Consider the following 17790-nt stretch of genomic DNA (forward strand, 5'->3'; position numbering starts at 1 on the left):
GGAGCCTTTCATGTCTGATACCTGCCCGCGTTACCGTGACCTTCACCTGCAGCCGATTGCCGGCCAATGGCGCGCCGGCGCTGCCGGCAAGACCCTGAACGTGCACAACCCGTTCGACGACGCCTTGTTGCTGCAGATTCCACAGGCCAACCGTGATGACCTCGATGCGGCCTACCGCGCTGCCGCCCAGGCCCAGCCGCAATGGGCGGGCCTGGGGCCAGCGGCGCGGGCGGCGGTGCTGCATGAGGTGGTGGCGGTGTTTGAACGTCGCCGCGAAGAAATTGTCGAGTGGATCATTCGCGAGTCCGGCAGCACCCGGCTCAAGGCGCAACTGGAATGGGGCGCGGCGCGGGCGATTGCGCTGGAGGCTGCGTCGTTTCCATCGCGGGTGCACGGGCGTATCGTCGACTCCAACGTGCCGGGCAAGGAAAGCCGCGTGTACCGCAGCGCCTTGGGCGTGGTCGGGGTCATCAGCCCGTGGAACTTCCCTTTGCACCTGACCCAACGCTCGATTGCCCCCGCCCTGGCGCTGGGCAATGCCGTGGTGGTCAAGCCCGCCAGCGATACGCCGGTGTGCGGCGGTTTGCTGCTGGCGCGCATCTTCGAAGAAGCCGGGCTGCCGGCGGGCGTACTCAGCGTGGTGGTCGGTGCAGGCAGTGAAATCGGCGATGCCTTTGTCGAGCATGAGCTGCCCTCGTTGATCACCTTTACCGGTTCCACCCCGGTGGGGCGCGGCATCGGCCGTATCGCCAGCGGTGGCCAGCACCTCAAGCATGTTGCGCTGGAGCTGGGCGGCAATAGCCCGTTTGTGGTGCTGGACGATGCCGATCTCGACCAGGCGGTGAACGCTGCCGTGTTCGGTAAGTTCCTGCATCAGGGGCAGATCTGCATGGCGGTGAACCGGATCATTATCGATGACAGCCTTTACGACGCGTTTGCCGAGCGCTTCGTCGCACGCGTCAAAGCGTTGGTGGTGGGGGACCCGAATTTGCCGGCAACGGTGATCGGCCCGGTGATCAACGCCCGGCAACTGCAGGGCCTGCAAGAGAAAATCAGCCTGGCCCGGGCTGAGGGCGCCGAGCCGTTGTACGAGGGTGGGGTGACCGGCAACCTGCTGGCGCCGCATGTGTATGGCGAAGTCACGGTCGACATGGACCTGGCCCGCAATGAAATCTTCGGCCCCCTGGTCGGCCTGTTGCGTGCGCGCGATGAAGCCCATGCCTTGGCGCTGGCCAACGCCAGCGAGTTCGGGCTTTCCAGCGCGGTGTTCAGCCGCAACCTGGAGCGTGCCGTGCGCTTTGCGCGCCAGGTGCGTGCGGGCATGACGCACATCAACGATATCCCGGTGAACGATGAGGCCAATGCGCCGTTCGGTGGCGAGAAAAACTCGGGGCTCGGGCGCTTCAACGGTGACTGGGCGATCGACGAGTTCACCCGCGATCACTGGGTCAGCGTGCAGCACACGCCGCGCGCGTACCCCTTCTGATGCACTGAACCCCTGAGTGCTGCCCGGCCCGGCCGGGCACCCCAGCAGCCACCCGATGACGGGCGCCGAGCCGCCCGCAGGGGCCGGCTGCGTCCATGAAAAGCGGAGAACAATAATAATGATCGACACGTCTTGCACCCTGGCCCGTACGGCCGTTGCCGTTTCGCTGGTGTCAGGCCTGAGCCTGCCTGCCTGGGCCGAGGAGGGCGGCTTCTTCGAAGATGCCAAGGCTGGGCTGACGCTGCGCAACTACTACTTCAACCGGGATTTTCGCGATTCGGGTGCGGCCAAGAGCAAGGTCGACGAGTGGGCCCAGGGCTTCATTCTGAAGTTCACCTCCGGCTATACCCCTGGCCTGGTCGGCGTCGGCCTGGATGGCATTGCCCTGTTCGGCATGAAGCTGGACAGCAGCCGCGATGCCAGTGGCTCCGAGTTGCTGCCGGTGCACGATGACGGGCGTGCGGCAGACAACTATGGGCGGGCTGGGCTGGCGGCCAAGCTGCGCATTTCGGCAACTGAGCTGAAGGTGGGCGAGCTGATGCCCGACATCCCGCTGTTGCGCTACGACGATGGCCGCTTGCTGCCGCAGACCTTTCGCGGGGCGATGCTCGACTCGCGCGAGATAGAAGGCCTGAGCCTGCAGGCTGGCCAGTACCGTGAGGTGAGCCTGCGCAACTCGTCCAACATGCAGGACTTGTCGGCCTGGGCGGCGCCGGGGGTGATGGCTGACGGCTTCAATTACGCCGGTGCCGAGTACCGTTTCAACCAGCAGCGCACGCTGGTCGGTGCCTGGCATTCGCAGCTCGAAGACATCTACCAGCAAAGCTACTTCAACCTGCTGCACACGCAGCCGCTGGGTAACTGGACGCTGGCGGCCAACCTGGGTTATTTCATCGACAAGGAAGACGGTCAGGCGCGCATTGGCGATATCCAGAGCCGCACGGCGTATGGCTTGGTGTCGGCTTCGCACAGCGGGCACACGGTGTACCTTGGGTTGCAGAAGGTCAGCGGCGACAGCCAGTGGATGTCGGTGTATGGCAGCAGTGGCCGGACCTTGGGCAACGATATGTTCAATGGCAACTTCAGCAACGCCGACGAGCGATCCTGGCAGGTGCGTTATGACTACAACTTTGCCGCGATGGGCGTGCCAGGGTTGTTGGCGATGGTGCGCTATGGGCACGGCGAGAATGCCACCACGGGGGCGGGCAGCAATGGCAAGGAGTGGGAGCGTGACACCGAGGTGAACTACACCTTCCAGAGTGGCACCTTGAAGAACCTCAACATTCGGTTGAACAACGCCAGCAACCGGCGCAGCTTCAGTGGTGACTTCGACCAGACGCGGTTGATCGTGAGTTATCCGTTTTCGTTGTGACCGTTGGGGGCGCTGTGCGCCCCTTTCCCACAGCACCCTGGAAACTGCAGTTACCCGGCGAATCGAGCCTGGCGCCGGCGCACTTCCTCGCGTACCGCCGGGATCACCCAGCGCCCGTAATCCACCGTGTCATACAGCGGGTCATACCCACGGTTGAGAAACGTACTCACGCCTAGATCAACATAATCCAGCAAGGCCTGCGCCACCGTTTCGGGCGTGCCCACCAGCGCCGTGGTATCACCATAAGCCCCCACCGCCGTCGCCGTCGGCATCCACAACGCCCGGTCATGCCGGTCAGCGCGGGCGGCGGCGGCAAGCAGCCGCTCGGAGCCGGTGCCCTTGATGCGCTTCTGCCATGGGCTGTCCGCTGCAAACTGCGGGTTGGCCTTGATCTGCGCGAGGATCTGCTCGGCACGCTGCCAGGCCAGCTCCTCTGTGGCCCCCAGAATCAACCGCACCGACAAACTCACCCGGGGTGCCGCCACGCCTGCGGCACTCGCTGCAGCCTTGAGCTTGGCGATCTGCTCGGCCACACCGGCCAGCGGTTCACCCCACAGGGCATACAGGTCCGCATGTTTGACGGCGATCTGGTAAGCGATATCGGACGAGCCACCGAAGGAGATCGGGATATGCGGCTGCTGCAGCGGCTTGACCGGCGAGAAGGCCCCTTGGATGTTGAAGAAGCGGCCTTCGAAGTCGAACGGCTCCTCGGCCGTCCAGGTGCGCCGGACAATCTCCAGGTACTCGTCGGCACGCCGGTAGCGCTCGGTCTTGTCCAGCAGGGTGTCACCTTCCTGCGGCTCGGCGGTGATGCCGGTGATCGCGTGCAAGCGGATGCGCCCGCCGCCGGTGGTGTGGTCGAGGGTGGCGAATGCCCGCGCAGCCACCGTCGGCGCGGTGAGCGCCGGGCGGTGGGCGATCATGAAGCCTAGGCGTTCGGTGTGCGCGGCCGCATAGGCGGCAATCTGCAGGCTGTCGGCGCTACCGGGGCCGCTGGCGATCAGCACGCGGTCGAAACCGGCCTGCTCATGGGCGCGGGCATGGTGGCGGATGAACGGCAGGTCGAAGTCGGGTGAGCGTACGCCGCGCGTCTCGGACCACTGGCGGGGGAAGATCATACCGACGAATTCAATGGACATGGCTTAAGCCTTTTACGGTGAGGATGGGGTCAGAATTGGTAATCGACCTGGGCCAGCAAGGTGCGCCCGGGCATCGGTTGCAGGAAGGTGTTGGTCGAACCTGCCAGGCCACTGACGAAATTCAGCTCGTCGGTAACGTTGAGCATGCGCACCGTGACGCCCCATTGGGGCTGGCGGTAGTACACGGCAAGGTCGAGGTTGTATTCGTCGGGCACCTTCACCGTCTTGCTCAGGTTCAGGTACCAACTGCTGGTCCACCAGCCGGAAAGCTCCACGCCGAAGCCGGAATCGAAGCGGTAGTCGACATAGCCGCCGGCGTTGTACTCGGGGATCTGCACCGCATCGAACTTGCCGGACGGGCGCTGGTTGAGGCTGTTGTTGTCGCCGAACACGGTGCCGTTGTCGGCGACGAAACCGGCCGAGGCAAACCCGGCCTGGCTGGTGAACTCGTTGTAGGCACTGATGCGGCTGAGGTTGAGGCCCCCGCGCAGGTGCTCGTCCTGGTAACGCAGGGTCGCTTCCCAGCCTTTGACGATCAGCCGGGCGATATTGTTGTTGCTGTCCGGCGCCTGGTCGCGCGCCTGCTTGTAGGCGGCCAGGGTGAAGAACAGCTGGTCGGGCACGGCCTCCACCTTCAACCCTACTTCGTGCAGCACGCTCAGGCTCTCGAACGCCAGCGGGTTGAGCTGGTTGGCCCCGGTGCCACTGCCCCAGCCCAGGCCATTGGTGAAGAAGCCGGTATTGACGGCCAGCGAGCGGTCGAAGGTGTAGTACAGGGTGCTGTTGTCGGTGGGCTTGAAGTAGGGGCTTACCTGTACCGAGAACAGCCGGTAGTTGTCCGAGTCCTTGCGCGGGTTGCCGCCAGCGAGCACGAAGGGGTTTTCGATGCGGGCATCGATCCAGCTGCGGCTGGCCCCCACATTCAACCCCACGCGCTCGCCCAGGCGCAGGTTGTGCTGGCTGAACAGGGTCTTGGTGGTCCAGGTGCTGTCGGCGGTGTAGGGCGCCACCGATTCGGCGTACAGGCCGTGCCCCGCCGGGTACATGGCCGGCAGGTTGAGCCAGCCGTAATAGCTGGACAGCTGCGGCACGCCGGGTTGGCCGATCCAGGCGCCGTTGCCGCCTGCGGGGTTGCGCCCGGCCAGGCCAAGCAGGTCGCCCGGGTTTTTCAGGGTCGGGTCGAGGGTGAGGTCGTAGGCGTTGATGGTGGAGCCGAAATTGTTGTTGGCAGCGATCGACTCGTTGCTTTCGCGGCGGTAGATCAGCCCGTTGTTGCTGTCGTCGACCAGCGTCAGGCCGCCCAGTTGCCATTGCCCGCGGGCGCGGAACTCGAAGCGGTTGTCGAAGATGTCGTCCTTGCCTTGCACCTGGAACGCGCCCACAGCATCGGTGGTGTCGGTCGAGTGCTGATAGAAGGTGCTGTTGGCCAGGGTGATCGACGGGGTCAGGTCACCCTCGACGCGCAGTTGTGTGGTGAAGCGCCGCGAGCGGTTCTGGTCCTCGGCGCGCTGGCCGGTCTGCGCCGACAGCGAGGTCTGGCCATTGCCTGCCAGCGCCGGGTCGTACACCCAGCCGCGCAGGCTGCCTGGGTTGGCCTGGGTGTTGGGTGAGGCGCCCTGGAAGCTGCCATCGACCACCTGGTACTGGCCCTGCGCGTTGCGCTGGCGCTGCACCCAGCCCAGCACCTGGGCGTCGCTGGCAGCGGACGACAGCACCGGCGACCACAGGTTGTTGCCGTTCTGGATGATCGGCGTGGCACGGCCGGCGTTGTACTTGCCGTGGTCTACCAGGTCTTGGGTGGCACGGTTCCAGCCGTGGGTGATGTTGTAGTCGTAGTAGTCGTCGTAGGCGGCGTTCCAGTCCACCCGCAGGTTGTCGTTGCGCCAGGCGAGTGCGCCGTAGAACGCGTCGAAGTTGTTGTCGACGTTGTCGTAGAAGGTTTGCTGGCGCTGGCGGGTGATGCTGACCCGGTAGGCCAGGCTGTCACTGATGGGGCCGGTGTGGTCGACACTGAATTTGCTGGCATCGCGCGATTCGCCGTCGGGGACCCAACTGCCGACTTCGCCGCTGAGGCGGGTACGGAAGCGGTTGAAGTCAGGCTTCTTGCTCAGGTAGTTGACGTAGCCGCCGCTGCCACTGACCGAACCGTAGGTGACCGAGGAGGGCCCGGCAACGATGTCGGCACCCTCGTAGGCGTTGAAGTTGGCGGGGTGGCGTACGCCGTAGGCGCGTTGGCCATCCTGGAACACCTCGGAGTTCTGCCCGCGCATCTGCGGGGCGATACCAGCGTTCTGGCCGCCACCGCGGGTAATGCCGGGGGCGTACTTGACCAGGTCATCAGCGCTCTGGATCGGGTCGCGGGCCAGTTGCTCGGCGTTGATCTGGGTGACCGAGCGTGGGGTGTCGAGGACCTTGGTTTCCAGGCCGCCGTAGATCGAGGCGGGTGGGCGCGTAGGCAGGGCGTCGTCGTCAGTTTGTTCGGCTTGCACGGTGACCGTTTGCAGGGGGGTGTCTTCGGCATACGCCATGGGCACGGTAGCGGCCAGGATGGCGAGGGCCAGCGAGCTGGGCTGGAATTTGGGGGGCAGCAAGGCAACGCGGGGCATGGGGCTGGGCCTCGTACTATTCGGGGAATGGGAAAAGCGAGGGGCGCAGCCGCGCCTGCGGTTGATGGGTTTATCGGCGGATTGCCGGGGGCGCTAAGCGCCCCTGATGCTCAACTTCTCAGCCACAGGCTCTCGAACCTCCAGGTACTGAACAGCGATTGCTCCGCCTGCGCCCCACCCACCCGGGTACTGACGCTGTCGAGCAAATCGGCAAAGCCCCAGATCAGCATGCCGCCGCGTTCGTATTGGATGCGCTGCGCGCGGTGCACCAGCGCCTTGCGTTTCTCCAGGTCAGGCTGAGCCATGGCGGCGAGGAAGGCTTCGCTGAAGGCGCGGTCGTGGAAGTGGGTCTTGTTGGCCACGGCGAACGGCGCGTCGGTGTGAATGGCGCTGGCCAGAAACGGCGCGCCGATGCTGCCACCGGTGCTCAAGGTCCAGTCGTCGCGTTGCGGGCCCTGGAACGTTGCCAGGTCCACTTGACGCACCGTGATCGTCACGCCGATGCGCCGCGCCTGTTCGGCCAGCACCAGCGCTGAGGCAAGCCCCGGCCCTGGGGTCGTCACCAGTTCCACCTGCAGGCCTTCCTGGCCTGCGTCCTTGAGCAGCTGCGCCGCCCGTTGTGGGTCATGCGGGCGTGGCCCGAGGCTGTGGTCGAAGGTGGGGTCGAAGGGTGCGTACAGGTCGTTGGCCACGCGGCCTTGGCCATTGAGCGCGCGGCGCACCAGCTCTTCGCGGTCGGCCAGCAGGCGAAACGCCTCGCGCACCCGTGGGTCGTCGAACGGCGGCTTGGCGGTGTTCATGTCGAACGACAACCAGTTGCCGCTCACCGATTTCAACAGGCGCAGGCGCGGGTCGGCCTGCAGCACCTGAAGGTGCTCGGTGGACATCACGTTGGCCATGTCGATCTGCCCGGCGCGCAAGGCCGCCAGGCGGCCGGTCTGGTCCTTGAAGTCGATGATTTCCAGTTCATCGGCGTAGGGCTTGCCGGGCTTGTAGTAGTTGTCGAAACGGGTGAACAGCGAGCGTTGGCCCGGGGTGAAGCTCTTGAGTTTGTAAGGCCCGGCACCGACCGGGTTGGTGACGGGGTGGTAATCGACCGGCACGATGCCGCCGAAGTTGACCCAGGTTTCGGGCAGCGGCAGGTAGCTACGGCCTTCGCGAAAACCCAGGCGCACGGTGCGTGAGTCGAGCTTGACCAGGTTGTCGCGGTCGACCCAGTGCAGCAGCGCCGCGTAGGGTGAGGCCAGCTGCGGGTCGGTCAGGCGCCGGATGGAGAAGATCAGGTCGTCGGCGTCGATGGTCTTGCCGTGGTGAAACTCCAGCCCCGGTTTGAGCCGCAGGGTCCAGCCGCTGGCGTCGGCATTGGGCTCGGCAAGTTCGGCCAGGGCCAGGCGCGGCTGCATCTGCTCGTCCCACTCCCACAGCTTGCTGTACAGGGCAAAGCCCCGCACGATGCCGCTGCCGACCGGCTTGTGGGCGTCGAGGTTACCGCTCTGGTTGCCATCGATGATGCCCAGGCGCAGGCGCCCGCCATGACGCGGCAGGTCGGCAACCGCGTGGCCGGGGCTGTCGCTTGGGCCGCAGCCGGCCAGCAGCCCGCCGGCCAGCACGCCGGCATGGCCGAGGAAGCTGCGCCGGTTCAGTGGGTAACCGTCCCAGGCCATGGCATCAGGCTCCGTTGCTGGCGTGCAGTTGCACAGGGGTGGGTGCCGGACGGGTGAGGGCGGCCCGCTGGTCACGGAAGTGCGGCAGGATGTGCTCGCCGATGCGGTAGGCTTCTTCCAGGTGCGGGTAGCCGGCGAGGAAGAACAGGTCGATGCCGATGCCGTGGTACTCGCGGATGCGCGCCACCACGTTGGCATAGCTGCCCACCAGCGCGCAGCCCGGGGGGATGCCGATGTAGCCGAAGCCGGTCCACACGTTGGGGTGGATGAAAAAGTCGTCGAAGGCCTGTTGCTCGTCGTTGTCGCTGTAGCCGTGCTCGTAGCTCAGCTTGCGTGCCGTGCGCAGGCCGGCGTGGGCGGCGCGGGCCTTGACCGTGCCCTTGGCCACGCCTTCGTCGAAGAAGCGTTTGGCCTCGGCCCGCGCGGCCTCTTCGGTGTCGCGGGCGATCACATCGATGGACAGGCCGAAGCGAATGTCGGTACGCCCCCACTTCAAGGCGCGGGCGCGGATGTCGGCGATCAGCGAGGCGATCTCGTCCGGGTGTTCGGCACGCATCAGGTAGAAGTCGGCATGCTTGGCAGCGAACTCGCGCGCCGCCACCGACGAACCAGCCGTGCAGATCAGCGGCAGCTCGGCTTTTTTCAGCGGCCCGCGCAGGCCGCCGCCCTCGGCGCGGTAGTAGCGGCCTTCGTAGTGAAACTGCTCGTTGTGCCAGTAGCCGCGCACCACGTCCATGAACTCCGTGGCGCGGGCGTAGCGCTGGTCGTGGTCTTCGAAGTCGCCGATCTGGCGCTGGAGGGCATCGGAGCCGCCGTTGATGATGTTCCACACCAGCCGGTTGCCCGTGGCGCGCTGGTAGGTCGCGGCCTGTTGCACCGCCACCCAGGGTGTGTAGTGGTAGGGCTGGAACGCGGTGACGAACTTGAGGGTGCGGGTTTCTCGCGCCAGCAGCGAGCACACGGTCCACGGCTCTTCGCCGGTGGGCGCATTGACCATCAGCGCGCCACCGAAGCCGTTGATTTCCGCTGCGCGGGCGATCTGGCCGAGGTAGTCGATATAGGTGAAGTGATCACCTACGGCAAACCCGGACACGGCACCGCTGCTGGCGCCGCCCGCGTGCCAGTCGCCACGGTTGCGGGGGTCGCCTGGGAGGTACTGGGTTTCGCCATGCAGCGGCAGGCGGGTGAAGAATTCGAGGCTCATGAGGTGGCTTCCTTACTGGACGCTGGGGCTGCAGTTGGGCGTGACCGGCTGGCCGCTGATGACCTGGCGGGCGAAGGGGATCGAGTCCTTGAGCGAGGCGTTGACCGTTTCGCTGTGCCCCAGGCCCTTGTACAGATGGCCTTGCACCACCGAGCCTGCCTTGCAGGCGTCCTGCATCAGCGCGACCTGGGTGGCGGCGGCGGGGGTCTTGTCCTCGGCACCGGTGCCGATGAAGATCGGCTGGGCCAGTTTCAGGGTGGGGTAGGACACCTGTGCCAGCCATGGCTTGAGCTTATCGCCCTGGTAGTCCTTCTTGGCGTTGGCCGGGGTCAGGCCGGTGCCGACCACGTCACTGACCAGCGATGACAGGCAACTGGTGCGCGCTTGCTCGAACAGCGGCAGGGCTTTGTCGGTATAGAAATCACGCGGGTTGATGCTCGGGTCGTACTGCTGCGCGGCAAGCAGGGTGTAGAAGCCGTACGCCAGCGCCGGGTCGACCTTGTTCGGGTCCTGTTCGCCGACGTTTTTCTGGCCCACGGTGTAGATCACGCCGGTGCCGATGCTGCCCTTGACCCCCAGTTTCGGCGCGTAGGTTGCCGCGTAGGCACCGGCTGCGAACGCACCGGCGCCGCCTTGGGACTGGCCGACGATCAGCACTTTGTCGGCAAGCCCAGGCACGCCCGCGACCACGGCTTTGGCTGCATCGAGAATGCCGTAGGCGGCCATGCGGTTGTTCAGCAGCGGGTGGCCACCTGGCACGCCCAGGCCTTGGTAGTCGGTGGCGACGATGGCATAGCCCTCTTCGAGCCAGCGGTTCAGGTACTGCACATCGCGGTAGGAGCGCCCGGCCCACGACGGTGCGCAGATATCCGCCACACCGACGGTGCCATGGCCCCAGCTGGCGACCGGCCAGCCGCCGGCCGGCGCCTTGCCCTTGGGAATGAACAGCGCGCCGGACACCACGATCGGCGTCTTGCCGTCGATGCCGTCCAGCGAGGTGTAGAGGATGCGCTGGGCACTGGCGGCGTTGGGCAGGCTCAGCGCCGGGTCCAGTGCTTCGCTACGCAGCAGTTTGCCAGGCGTGGCGGGGATCGCCTTGGTCCAGGTGTAGAAGCTCGAAACGCGGCCGTCACCCTGTTGTGGGTCGGGTGTGGGGGCGTAGGTGTCGGCGGCCAAGGCGCCAATGGAAAAGGCCAGGGCACTAAGGCCGAAGATGACGGAAACAGGCAGTTTCATGGGTGATGTTCTCAAGGTTGTTGGCTGATTTGAGCGTCCAGGGACGGCCAATAGTGGGTGAGCTGCAGGTCGATCAGTGCCTGGCGGGTGAAGCCTGTGGCCAGGTCGTGGGTGATGTCGTAGGGCGTGCGGATCAGGCGGTTGGCCAGGGCGTACTGGCCCAGCGCGTCGTAGTGGGCCTTGAGCTGGGCATCGCTCTTCGGTGCCCAGCGCGCCTTCCACGCCACCGGGTCGTCCTGGTCGTCACGGCGCAGCACGCTTTCGGCCACGCCCGCGCGCGAGGACAGCGCGTAATAGCCATCGCGGTTCTGCTCCTGGGAGATCCACCAGGCCGCGCGCACCCAGGCCGTGGCGACCAGCTGCGTGAGGTCGGCGTGCTGCTGCACGAAGCGGTCGGTGCCCCACAGGTCGGATACCAGCCGCCAGTCATTGGCGCCTTGCTTGGTCGACCAGAGGATCCGCGCCACGCCTTTGTCTTGCAGGGCATAGGCCTCGTTGAGCAGCACGGCTGCATCGACCTTGCCGGCTGCCACGGCGGCGGCGCCAACCTGCGGGTTGAGGTTGGCGACCTTGAAGTCGCCGAGCGTCAGCCCCTGGCTTTGCAGGAAGTTGCTGAAGGCGAACTCCCAGGGGCGCCCGCGGTGCAGGGCCAGGCGCTTGCCCTTGAGGTCCTGGATGCTGTTTACCGTAGAGTCACTGGGCACCACCAGGTAGATGTTGTTGCCGCTGCCGCCAGGCACGATCAGCTTGCCGGGCACCTGGCCGGCCCCGGCGATGACCGAAGGCAGGTCGCCGCGCACGGCGAAGTCCAGGCTGTTGTTGCTGAAGCCTTCGTTGATTTGCGGGCCGGCGCCGGCGTGGGGCAGGGCGGTCCATTGCAGTTTCACGCCGCGGGCGGTCAATTGCTGTTCGAGCCAACCATCTTCGATCACCCGCCCCGGGATGCCACCGAATACCGGCGCGCCGCCTTGGGTGAAGGCAACGATGGCGATGCGCACCGCAGCCGGTGGCTCGGCCGCCAGTGCGGTCAGGCTGAGGAGCAGGCCGCCCAGCAGGGCCAGGCCGTGACGCCAGAGATTGTTCATGTGCAGCTCCAGGCAGGGTTCAACAGGTTTGGGCCGCGTGTTGCAGCGGACCAGGCGTTGACAGGCCAAGAGCGAAATACATGCCATGATTTGCAAAGCGCGCTGCAGGCCTTTAACGGCGGGGCTTTCAGCGAGTATGGAGGGTACGTTGGGCAGCCTTGCCTGCTGATCGGCAGGCAGGGGAGTGTTGACGGGTTGCTGCTCCAGCAGCAGCCGGTTGCTGGAAATTTTTATATTTCAAATTAGAATATATAAAGATGAATTAATAATTTTTTGATCTAATTTGTTTCGGGCACTATGGGGGTGCGCGTCAATTGCCAGGAATGCCCCCATGTCGCTGATCACCCATCCTAATGCCCGAGAGCTGACCAAGTCGGTACGTGCCACCGTGCTTGTGTTCAAGGACCCTCGTTCCCAGGAGTTGCTCAGCCGTATCGAGCGCCTGGCGCCCAGCGAGGCCAATACCCTGATCATCGGCGAAACCGGAACCGGCAAGGAACTTGTCGCTCGCCATATCCATCAACTGAGCCGTCGTGGCCGCGAGCCGTTCGTGGCAGTGAACTGCGGTGCGTTTGCCGAAACCCTGGTCGAGAGCGAACTGTTCGGCCATGAGAAAGGTGCCTTCACCGGCGCCACCTCGAACAAGGCCGGTTGGTTCGAGGCTGCCAACGGCGGCACGCTGTTCCTCGACGAGATTGGTGACTTGCCGCTGAACATGCAGGTGAAGTTGCTGCGCGTGCTGCAGGAGCGCGAGGTCGTGCGGCTGGGCTCGCGCACGCCGATCCCGATCAATGTGCGCCTGGTGGCGGCGACCAACGTCAACCTGGCCGATGCCGTGGTGGCGGGGCATTTTCGTGAAGACCTGTTCTACCGCCTGCACGTTGCTACCATCCGCCTGCCGCCGCTGCGTGAGCGGCCGGGTGACATTCTGCCACTGGCAGAATTTTTCATCGAAGAGCATTGCCGGCGCCTGGGTTACGAGCGTGCCGCGCTCAGCCCGGACGCCGAACGCAAATTGCTGGCCCATAGCTGGCCGGGCAACATTCGCGAACTGGAAAACGCGATTCACCATGCGCTGCTGGTGTGCCGTTATCAGGTCGTGGCACCTGCGGACCTGCACCTGGTGGACATGAGGCCGCAAGGCGCGGCCCAGGTGTATGCCGCGCATCCCGGCGCAGCACCGGCGATCGCCCCACCGGCCAACCTTGAGAGTGCGTTGCTGGCGCTGTTTGAGCAGAACGTGCCGAACCTCTACGAGCACATCGAGGAGACGGTGTTCCGGGCCGCGTACCGCTATTGCCACGGCAACCAGTTGCAGACCGGGCGGTTGTTGAACATCAGCCGCAACATCGTGCGGGCTCGGCTGGAAAAGATCGGTGAGTTGACCAAGGCGTGATGTGAGGGGCAGCCGCCGGTCTGGCAGACAGCCTGGCGGCGTGGCAGTAGCGGCATGAATGAAGGGTTGCGAAGCCCCAGACGACTCAGGTTAAATGAGAGTCATTACTAAAGACGCCCTTGCCGGTTCACTCCATGTCCTGCGCTGACCCCTCCCTGCAAAAAACCGTGCACACGCTCTACGCCGAGCACCATCCCTGGCTGTGTGGGTGGCTGCGCAACAAGCTCGGTTGTGTCGAGCATGCCGCAGACCTGGCCCAGGACACCTTCATCCGCGTGCTGACCCTGCGCAAGGCGGCCGAGCTGCGTGAACCACGGGCCTATCTGAGCAGTATCGCGCGCAGCCTGATGATCGACATGTTCCGGCGTCGGGCCGTTGAGCAGGCCTACCTGGAAACGCTGGCCGCCCGCCCCGAGCAGTTCGAGGTTTCGCCCGAGGCGCGCACGTTGATCATCGAAGCGTTGCTGGAGATCGATCGCCTGCTCGACGGCCTGGGCGCCCGCACCCGTGAAATCTTCCTGATGGCGCAACTCGATGGGCTGAGTTATGTCGAGATCGGGCGGCGGCTGGACGTTTCGGTCACCACCGTCAAGAAGCACGCCGTGCGTGCGCTGACCCATTGCCTGATGCTGGCCGAGGACTGAACCGTGGCCGAGGCTCAGCCCCTGGACCGGCGTGTGCTCGAAGCCGCTGCGCGCTGGTATGTCGAGTTGCGTTGCGATGCGGATGAAACCACGCGCGCGGCGCACCAGCGCTGGTTGCACAGCCATCCTCTGCACCTGCAGGCCTGGGAACGCCTGGCGCGCCTGCAGGGCACGTTCGAGCAGGTGGCACCGGGCATCGCCCGCCCGACCCTGAGCAGTGCCAGGGCCAAGCGCCGCGAGGTGCTCAAGGTGATGTCGATCGTGCTGGCTGCGGGCGGGGCAGGGGGGCTGGCCTGGAACGAGGGGGGCGTTGCGCGGTTGATGGCCGACCAGCGCACAGGGGTTGGCGAGCGCCGTTCGCTGCGCTTGCAGGATGGCAGCCGCTTGCAGTTGAACACGGCCACGGCGGTGGATATCCGCTACAGCGCCCAATGGCGAGCATTGCACCTGTTGGGCGGTGAGATAGCGGTGGAAACTGCCCGCGACGAGCAGGCCCGAGCGTTCATCGTGCATACCGATCAAGGCAGCATCCGTGCCCTGGGCACCCGGTTCACCGTGCGCAGCGATGCCGATAGCACCCGGGTTTGTGTGCTGGAGCATGCCGTGGAGGTGCGCAGCGCGCATGCGTTGGCCGCAACGCGCGTCGAGGCCGGCCAGCAACTGAGTTTTCGCGCCGATGGCGTAGGGCTGGTGCAGCCCGCCACCGCGCTGCCTGACGCCTGGACCCGCGACATGCTGCTGGTGGATGACTGGCGCCTTGGCGATGTTGTCAGCGAATTGCAACGCTATCGGCCTGGGCACCTTGGGTGTGATGAGGCGGTCAGTGAGCTGCGGCTGTCTGGGGCTTTTCATTTGGGCAATATCGACACTGTGCTGGATAACCTCACGACTACCTTGCCGGTGCGTGTTCGTCGGTTCAGCCGTTATTGGGCGCGTGTTGAGGCGGTTTGAGGGTGAGGGTATTGAGGGGGTGCCATGTGTTTGCCACGACATTTTCAGCGCCTATGAGATCGAGCGCGGCAGGTGCCAGGCTTGGCATTTTCAGCGCCTATGAGATCGAGCGCCGCCCGCGCGGCGCATCGCGACGCAAGGCCGCTCCTACATTTGTTTCGGGCCAATTAGTCCTGGGGGATTGGCGCGCGGCCCCTTGGTGCCCCCCTCAATATCGCGTCGTACAAACAAGGCGGTCGCGCGCAAATGCCACTGGCCTCACTGGCCCGAAATAAATGTAGGAGCGGCCTTGCGTCGCGATGCGCCGCGCGGGCGGCGCTCGATCTCATAGGCGCTGAAAATGCCGTGGCAAACACAGGGTCGCCTCTACCCATCTCCCAACCAGAAAATCGCAACCAAGCCCATTCCATAAACGCGCCCTTTTTTACATAAGGGGGGTTACCGATTCCGATTCTCATTCGACTTGTAAGTAGAGGCGCCTCTGACGCCATAAAAAACTGCCGCAGGGCGAAAGGAATACCATGCTCCCCACAGACACTCGCACCCCCGTCATCCTCATCAACGCCGCCAAAACCGCACTGGCCCGCTCAGTCCATCGCGCACTGTTCAGCATCACCCTGGCGACCCCGCTGGCTGCGGTGATGATTGCCCAGCCCGCCGTCGCCCAGGCCCGCGCCGATGCCGCGTTCGACATCCCGGCCGGCCCGCTGGGCTCGGCGCTCACCCAGTTCGCGGCAGCGGCAGGGGTGACGGTCTCCTTCGAGCCGTCCTACGTCCAATCGCTGAGCTCGCCGGGCCTGCATGGCCGCTACAGTGCCGAGGCCGGCCTGCGCCAACTGCTCGTGGGCAGCAAATTGCAGGTGCTGCGCCAGGCCAATGGCAGCTACTCGCTGCTGCCCATGGTCGGCGATGCCTCGACGCTGCAACTGGACAGCACCAGCATTACCGGCACCGCCGTGGAATCGGCCTATGGCCCGGTAAACGGCTATGTCGCCACCCGCAGTGCGACAGGCACCAAGACCGATACACCGATCCTGGAAATACCCCAGGCCATCAACGTGATCACCGCCGACCAGGTGCAGGCCCAGGGCGCACGCAACCTGACCCAGGCACTGCGCTACACGCCGGGGCTGGCCACGGGCGGCTTCACCGACCGCAACACCATTGCCGACGAAATCACCAGCCGTGGCTTTGCCCCGACCCCGCTGTACCTGGACGGCGCATACGTGCCGTATGCCGGCAGCCTGGGCGGTGCACCGCAGATCGACCCCTACACCCTGGAGCGCATCGAGGTGCTCAAAGGCCCCTCGTCGGTGCTCTATGGGCAAAACCAGCCGGGCGGGCTGATCAACATGGTTTCCAAGCGCCCGACCCGCGAACAGCGTAGCCAGGTCAAGCTGGGCGCCGGCAGCTACAACCGCGCCAACGGTGCTTTCGACACCAGCGGCCCCTTGGATGAGCAGGGCGAGTTTACCTATCGCCTGGTCGGTGTTGCCAACAAGGGCAACGAACAGGTGGCCCACGCCCATAGCGAACGCCTGCTGCTGGCACCCAGCCTGACCTGGTCGCCGAACGAGGACACCTCCTTCACCGTGCTGGCGCAGGTGCAGCGTGACGATGGCGCTGCCGATTACCAGTCGCTGCCGATGATCGGCTCGCTCAAGCGTGGCCCGACGGGCCAGCACATCGACCGCGACTTCTTCTCGGGCGACTCGCACTACAACGATTACAAGCGCAACCAGTACATCTTCGGCTATGACTTCACTCACCGCTTCAGCGATGACCTGGCCGTGCGTTCGACGGCGCGTTACACCGATGTGCGGGATCGCTACAAAGGGTTCTACCTGCGCAGCTTCGTCTCGGACGGCGACAGCGTCGATTACACCCGGGCCAACCGGGTCAAGCTCGACTGGCGCCAGCACAATATCGCCTACACCCTCGATAACAACCTGGAATACAAGTTCAACACCGGCGCGCTGCAGCACACCACGCTCGCGGGTGTGGACTACCGCCACTTCTCGCGCAAATACGATGGCTACAACGCCTACAACGTGTTGCCGGTCGACCTGTATGGCAAGAACAACTACGACACCAGCAGCGTGACCCCGGTGCTGGACACCCAATGGGACAACACGGTTCGCCAGACCGGTGTGTACGTGCAGGACCAGATCAAGCTGGACCAGTGGATCCTGACCGTGGGCGGCCGCCAGGACTGGGCCGAAATCGACAACAAGGACCTGCTGGCCAAGAGCATCGCCTCACAGCGTGACAACAAGTTCACCGGCCGTATCGGCCTGACCTACGTCACCGAGTTTGGTCTGGCGCCTTACGTCAGCTATTCGCAGTCGTTCTTGCCGACGCTGGGCACGGACTCCGCGGGCAAGTCGTTTGAACCGACCGAGGGTGAACAGTACGAAGTGGGGGTGAAGTACCAGCCGGCCGAGGGCACATTGCTGACCGCCTCGGTGTTCCAGGTCACGCAGAAGAATGTGCTTACCCAGGACGACGACAACCCCCAGTACCAGGCGCAGGATGGCGAGGTGCGTTCGCGCGGCATTGAACTGGAGCTCAAGTCCACCCTCGACAATATCGATGTGCTGGCCGCTGCAACCTACATCGACTCGTTCTATACCAAGAGCAACTATGGCGACCAGGGTAACCGCAGCGAATCGCAAGCGCCGGTTTCGGCCTCGCTGTGGGTGGATTACCACTTCACCCAGGCCATGCTCAATGGCCTGACATTCGGCGCAGGCGCACGCTACACCGGCCGCAAACCGGGTGATTCGTCCAACTCGTTCGACGTACCGGCGTATGCGGTGTACGACGCCACCGTCAGCTACGACATGGGCAAACTCGACCCAAGCCTGCGCGGCCTGCAGGCCAGCGTGAACGTGCAGAACATCTTCGACCGCGAGTACGTGTCGGACTGCAACTATGCGTTCGGTTGCTACTATGGCCAGGAGCGCGTGGCCTCGGTGGAGATGACCTACGATTGGTGACCGGCGCG

Annotated in this window: 12 protein-coding genes; 6 read left to right on the forward strand and 6 right to left on the reverse strand. The window is 64.9% G+C overall.

The features are described 5' to 3' along the window. The first annotated feature begins 10 nt into the window (after positions 1-10). Both PC358_RS02195 and PC358_RS02200 read left to right on the forward strand, forming a co-directional pair. Positions 11-1486, forward strand: a complete 1476-nt coding sequence (locus tag PC358_RS02195) for an aldehyde dehydrogenase family protein (RefSeq protein WP_033697227.1) — start codon at positions 11-13, stop codon at positions 1484-1486. A gap of 118 nt (positions 1487-1604) precedes the next feature. After that, positions 1605-2858, forward strand: coding sequence for an OprD family porin (locus PC358_RS02200; RefSeq protein ID WP_033697229.1), 1254 nt, complete (start codon positions 1605-1607; stop codon positions 2856-2858). 50 nt (positions 2859-2908) lie between these two features. On the opposite strand, the gene PC358_RS02205 is transcribed toward PC358_RS02200, so the two are convergent. From PC358_RS02205 to PC358_RS02230, 6 genes are all read right to left on the reverse strand, one after another. Next, a complete protein-coding gene (locus PC358_RS02205) occupies positions 2909-3997 on the reverse strand; it encodes an LLM class flavin-dependent oxidoreductase (protein WP_033697231.1) in 1089 nt (362 codons plus the stop codon). 29 nt (positions 3998-4026) lie between these two features. After that, positions 4027-6603: a TonB-dependent receptor gene (locus tag PC358_RS02210; RefSeq protein ID WP_033697233.1), complete on the reverse strand. Its 2577-nt coding sequence runs from the start codon at positions 6601-6603 to the stop codon at positions 4027-4029. A 110-nt stretch (positions 6604-6713) separates the two neighbouring features. Next, positions 6714-8267 carry an ABC transporter substrate-binding protein gene (locus PC358_RS02215; protein ID WP_033697235.1) on the reverse strand — a complete coding sequence of 518 codons (1554 nt, stop codon included), beginning with the start codon at positions 8265-8267 and terminating at the stop codon, positions 6714-6716. Between the two features lie 4 nt (positions 8268-8271). After that, on the reverse strand, positions 8272-9471 hold the full coding sequence (locus PC358_RS02220) for an LLM class flavin-dependent oxidoreductase (protein ID WP_033697236.1): 1200 nt from the start codon (positions 9469-9471) through the stop codon (positions 8272-8274). Positions 9472-9483: 12 nt separating this feature from the next. Further along, positions 9484-10707 (reverse strand): lipase family protein, encoded by a 1224-nt coding sequence (locus tag PC358_RS02225; RefSeq protein WP_033697239.1) that lies wholly within the window; start codon positions 10705-10707, stop codon positions 9484-9486. 11 nt (positions 10708-10718) lie between these two features. Next, positions 10719-11792: an ABC transporter substrate-binding protein gene (locus PC358_RS02230; RefSeq protein ID WP_033697241.1), complete on the reverse strand. Its 1074-nt coding sequence runs from the start codon at positions 11790-11792 to the stop codon at positions 10719-10721. A 331-nt stretch (positions 11793-12123) separates the two neighbouring features. Here PC358_RS02230 and PC358_RS02240 point away from each other — a divergent pair, with 331 nt between their 5' ends. The 4 genes from PC358_RS02240 to PC358_RS02255 all read left to right on the forward strand — a co-directional run bounded on the left by PC358_RS02240 (position 12124) and on the right by PC358_RS02255 (position 17782). Beyond that, the gene (locus PC358_RS02240) at positions 12124-13188 is read left to right on the forward strand and encodes a sigma-54 interaction domain-containing protein (RefSeq protein WP_033697246.1); all 1065 of its coding nucleotides are present in this window, start codon (positions 12124-12126) and stop codon (positions 13186-13188) included. A 134-nt stretch (positions 13189-13322) separates the two neighbouring features. Continuing rightward, complete coding sequence (locus PC358_RS02245; protein WP_033697249.1) at positions 13323-13832, forward strand: sigma-70 family RNA polymerase sigma factor; 510 nt, start codon at positions 13323-13325, stop codon at positions 13830-13832. Positions 13833-13835: 3 nt separating this feature from the next. Then, entirely contained in the window at positions 13836-14783 is a 948-nt protein-coding gene (locus tag PC358_RS02250) for a FecR domain-containing protein (protein WP_033697251.1), read from the forward strand. Positions 14784-15304: 521 nt separating this feature from the next. Continuing rightward, complete coding sequence (locus tag PC358_RS02255) at positions 15305-17782, forward strand: TonB-dependent siderophore receptor (RefSeq protein WP_081874701.1); 2478 nt, start codon at positions 15305-15307, stop codon at positions 17780-17782. The last annotated feature ends 8 nt before the right edge of the window (positions 17783-17790 follow it).

The sequence above is a fragment of the Pseudomonas capeferrum genome (genome assembly GCF_000731675.1).
GTDB classification, from domain to species: Bacteria; Pseudomonadota; Gammaproteobacteria; order Pseudomonadales; family Pseudomonadaceae; genus Aquipseudomonas; species Aquipseudomonas capeferrum.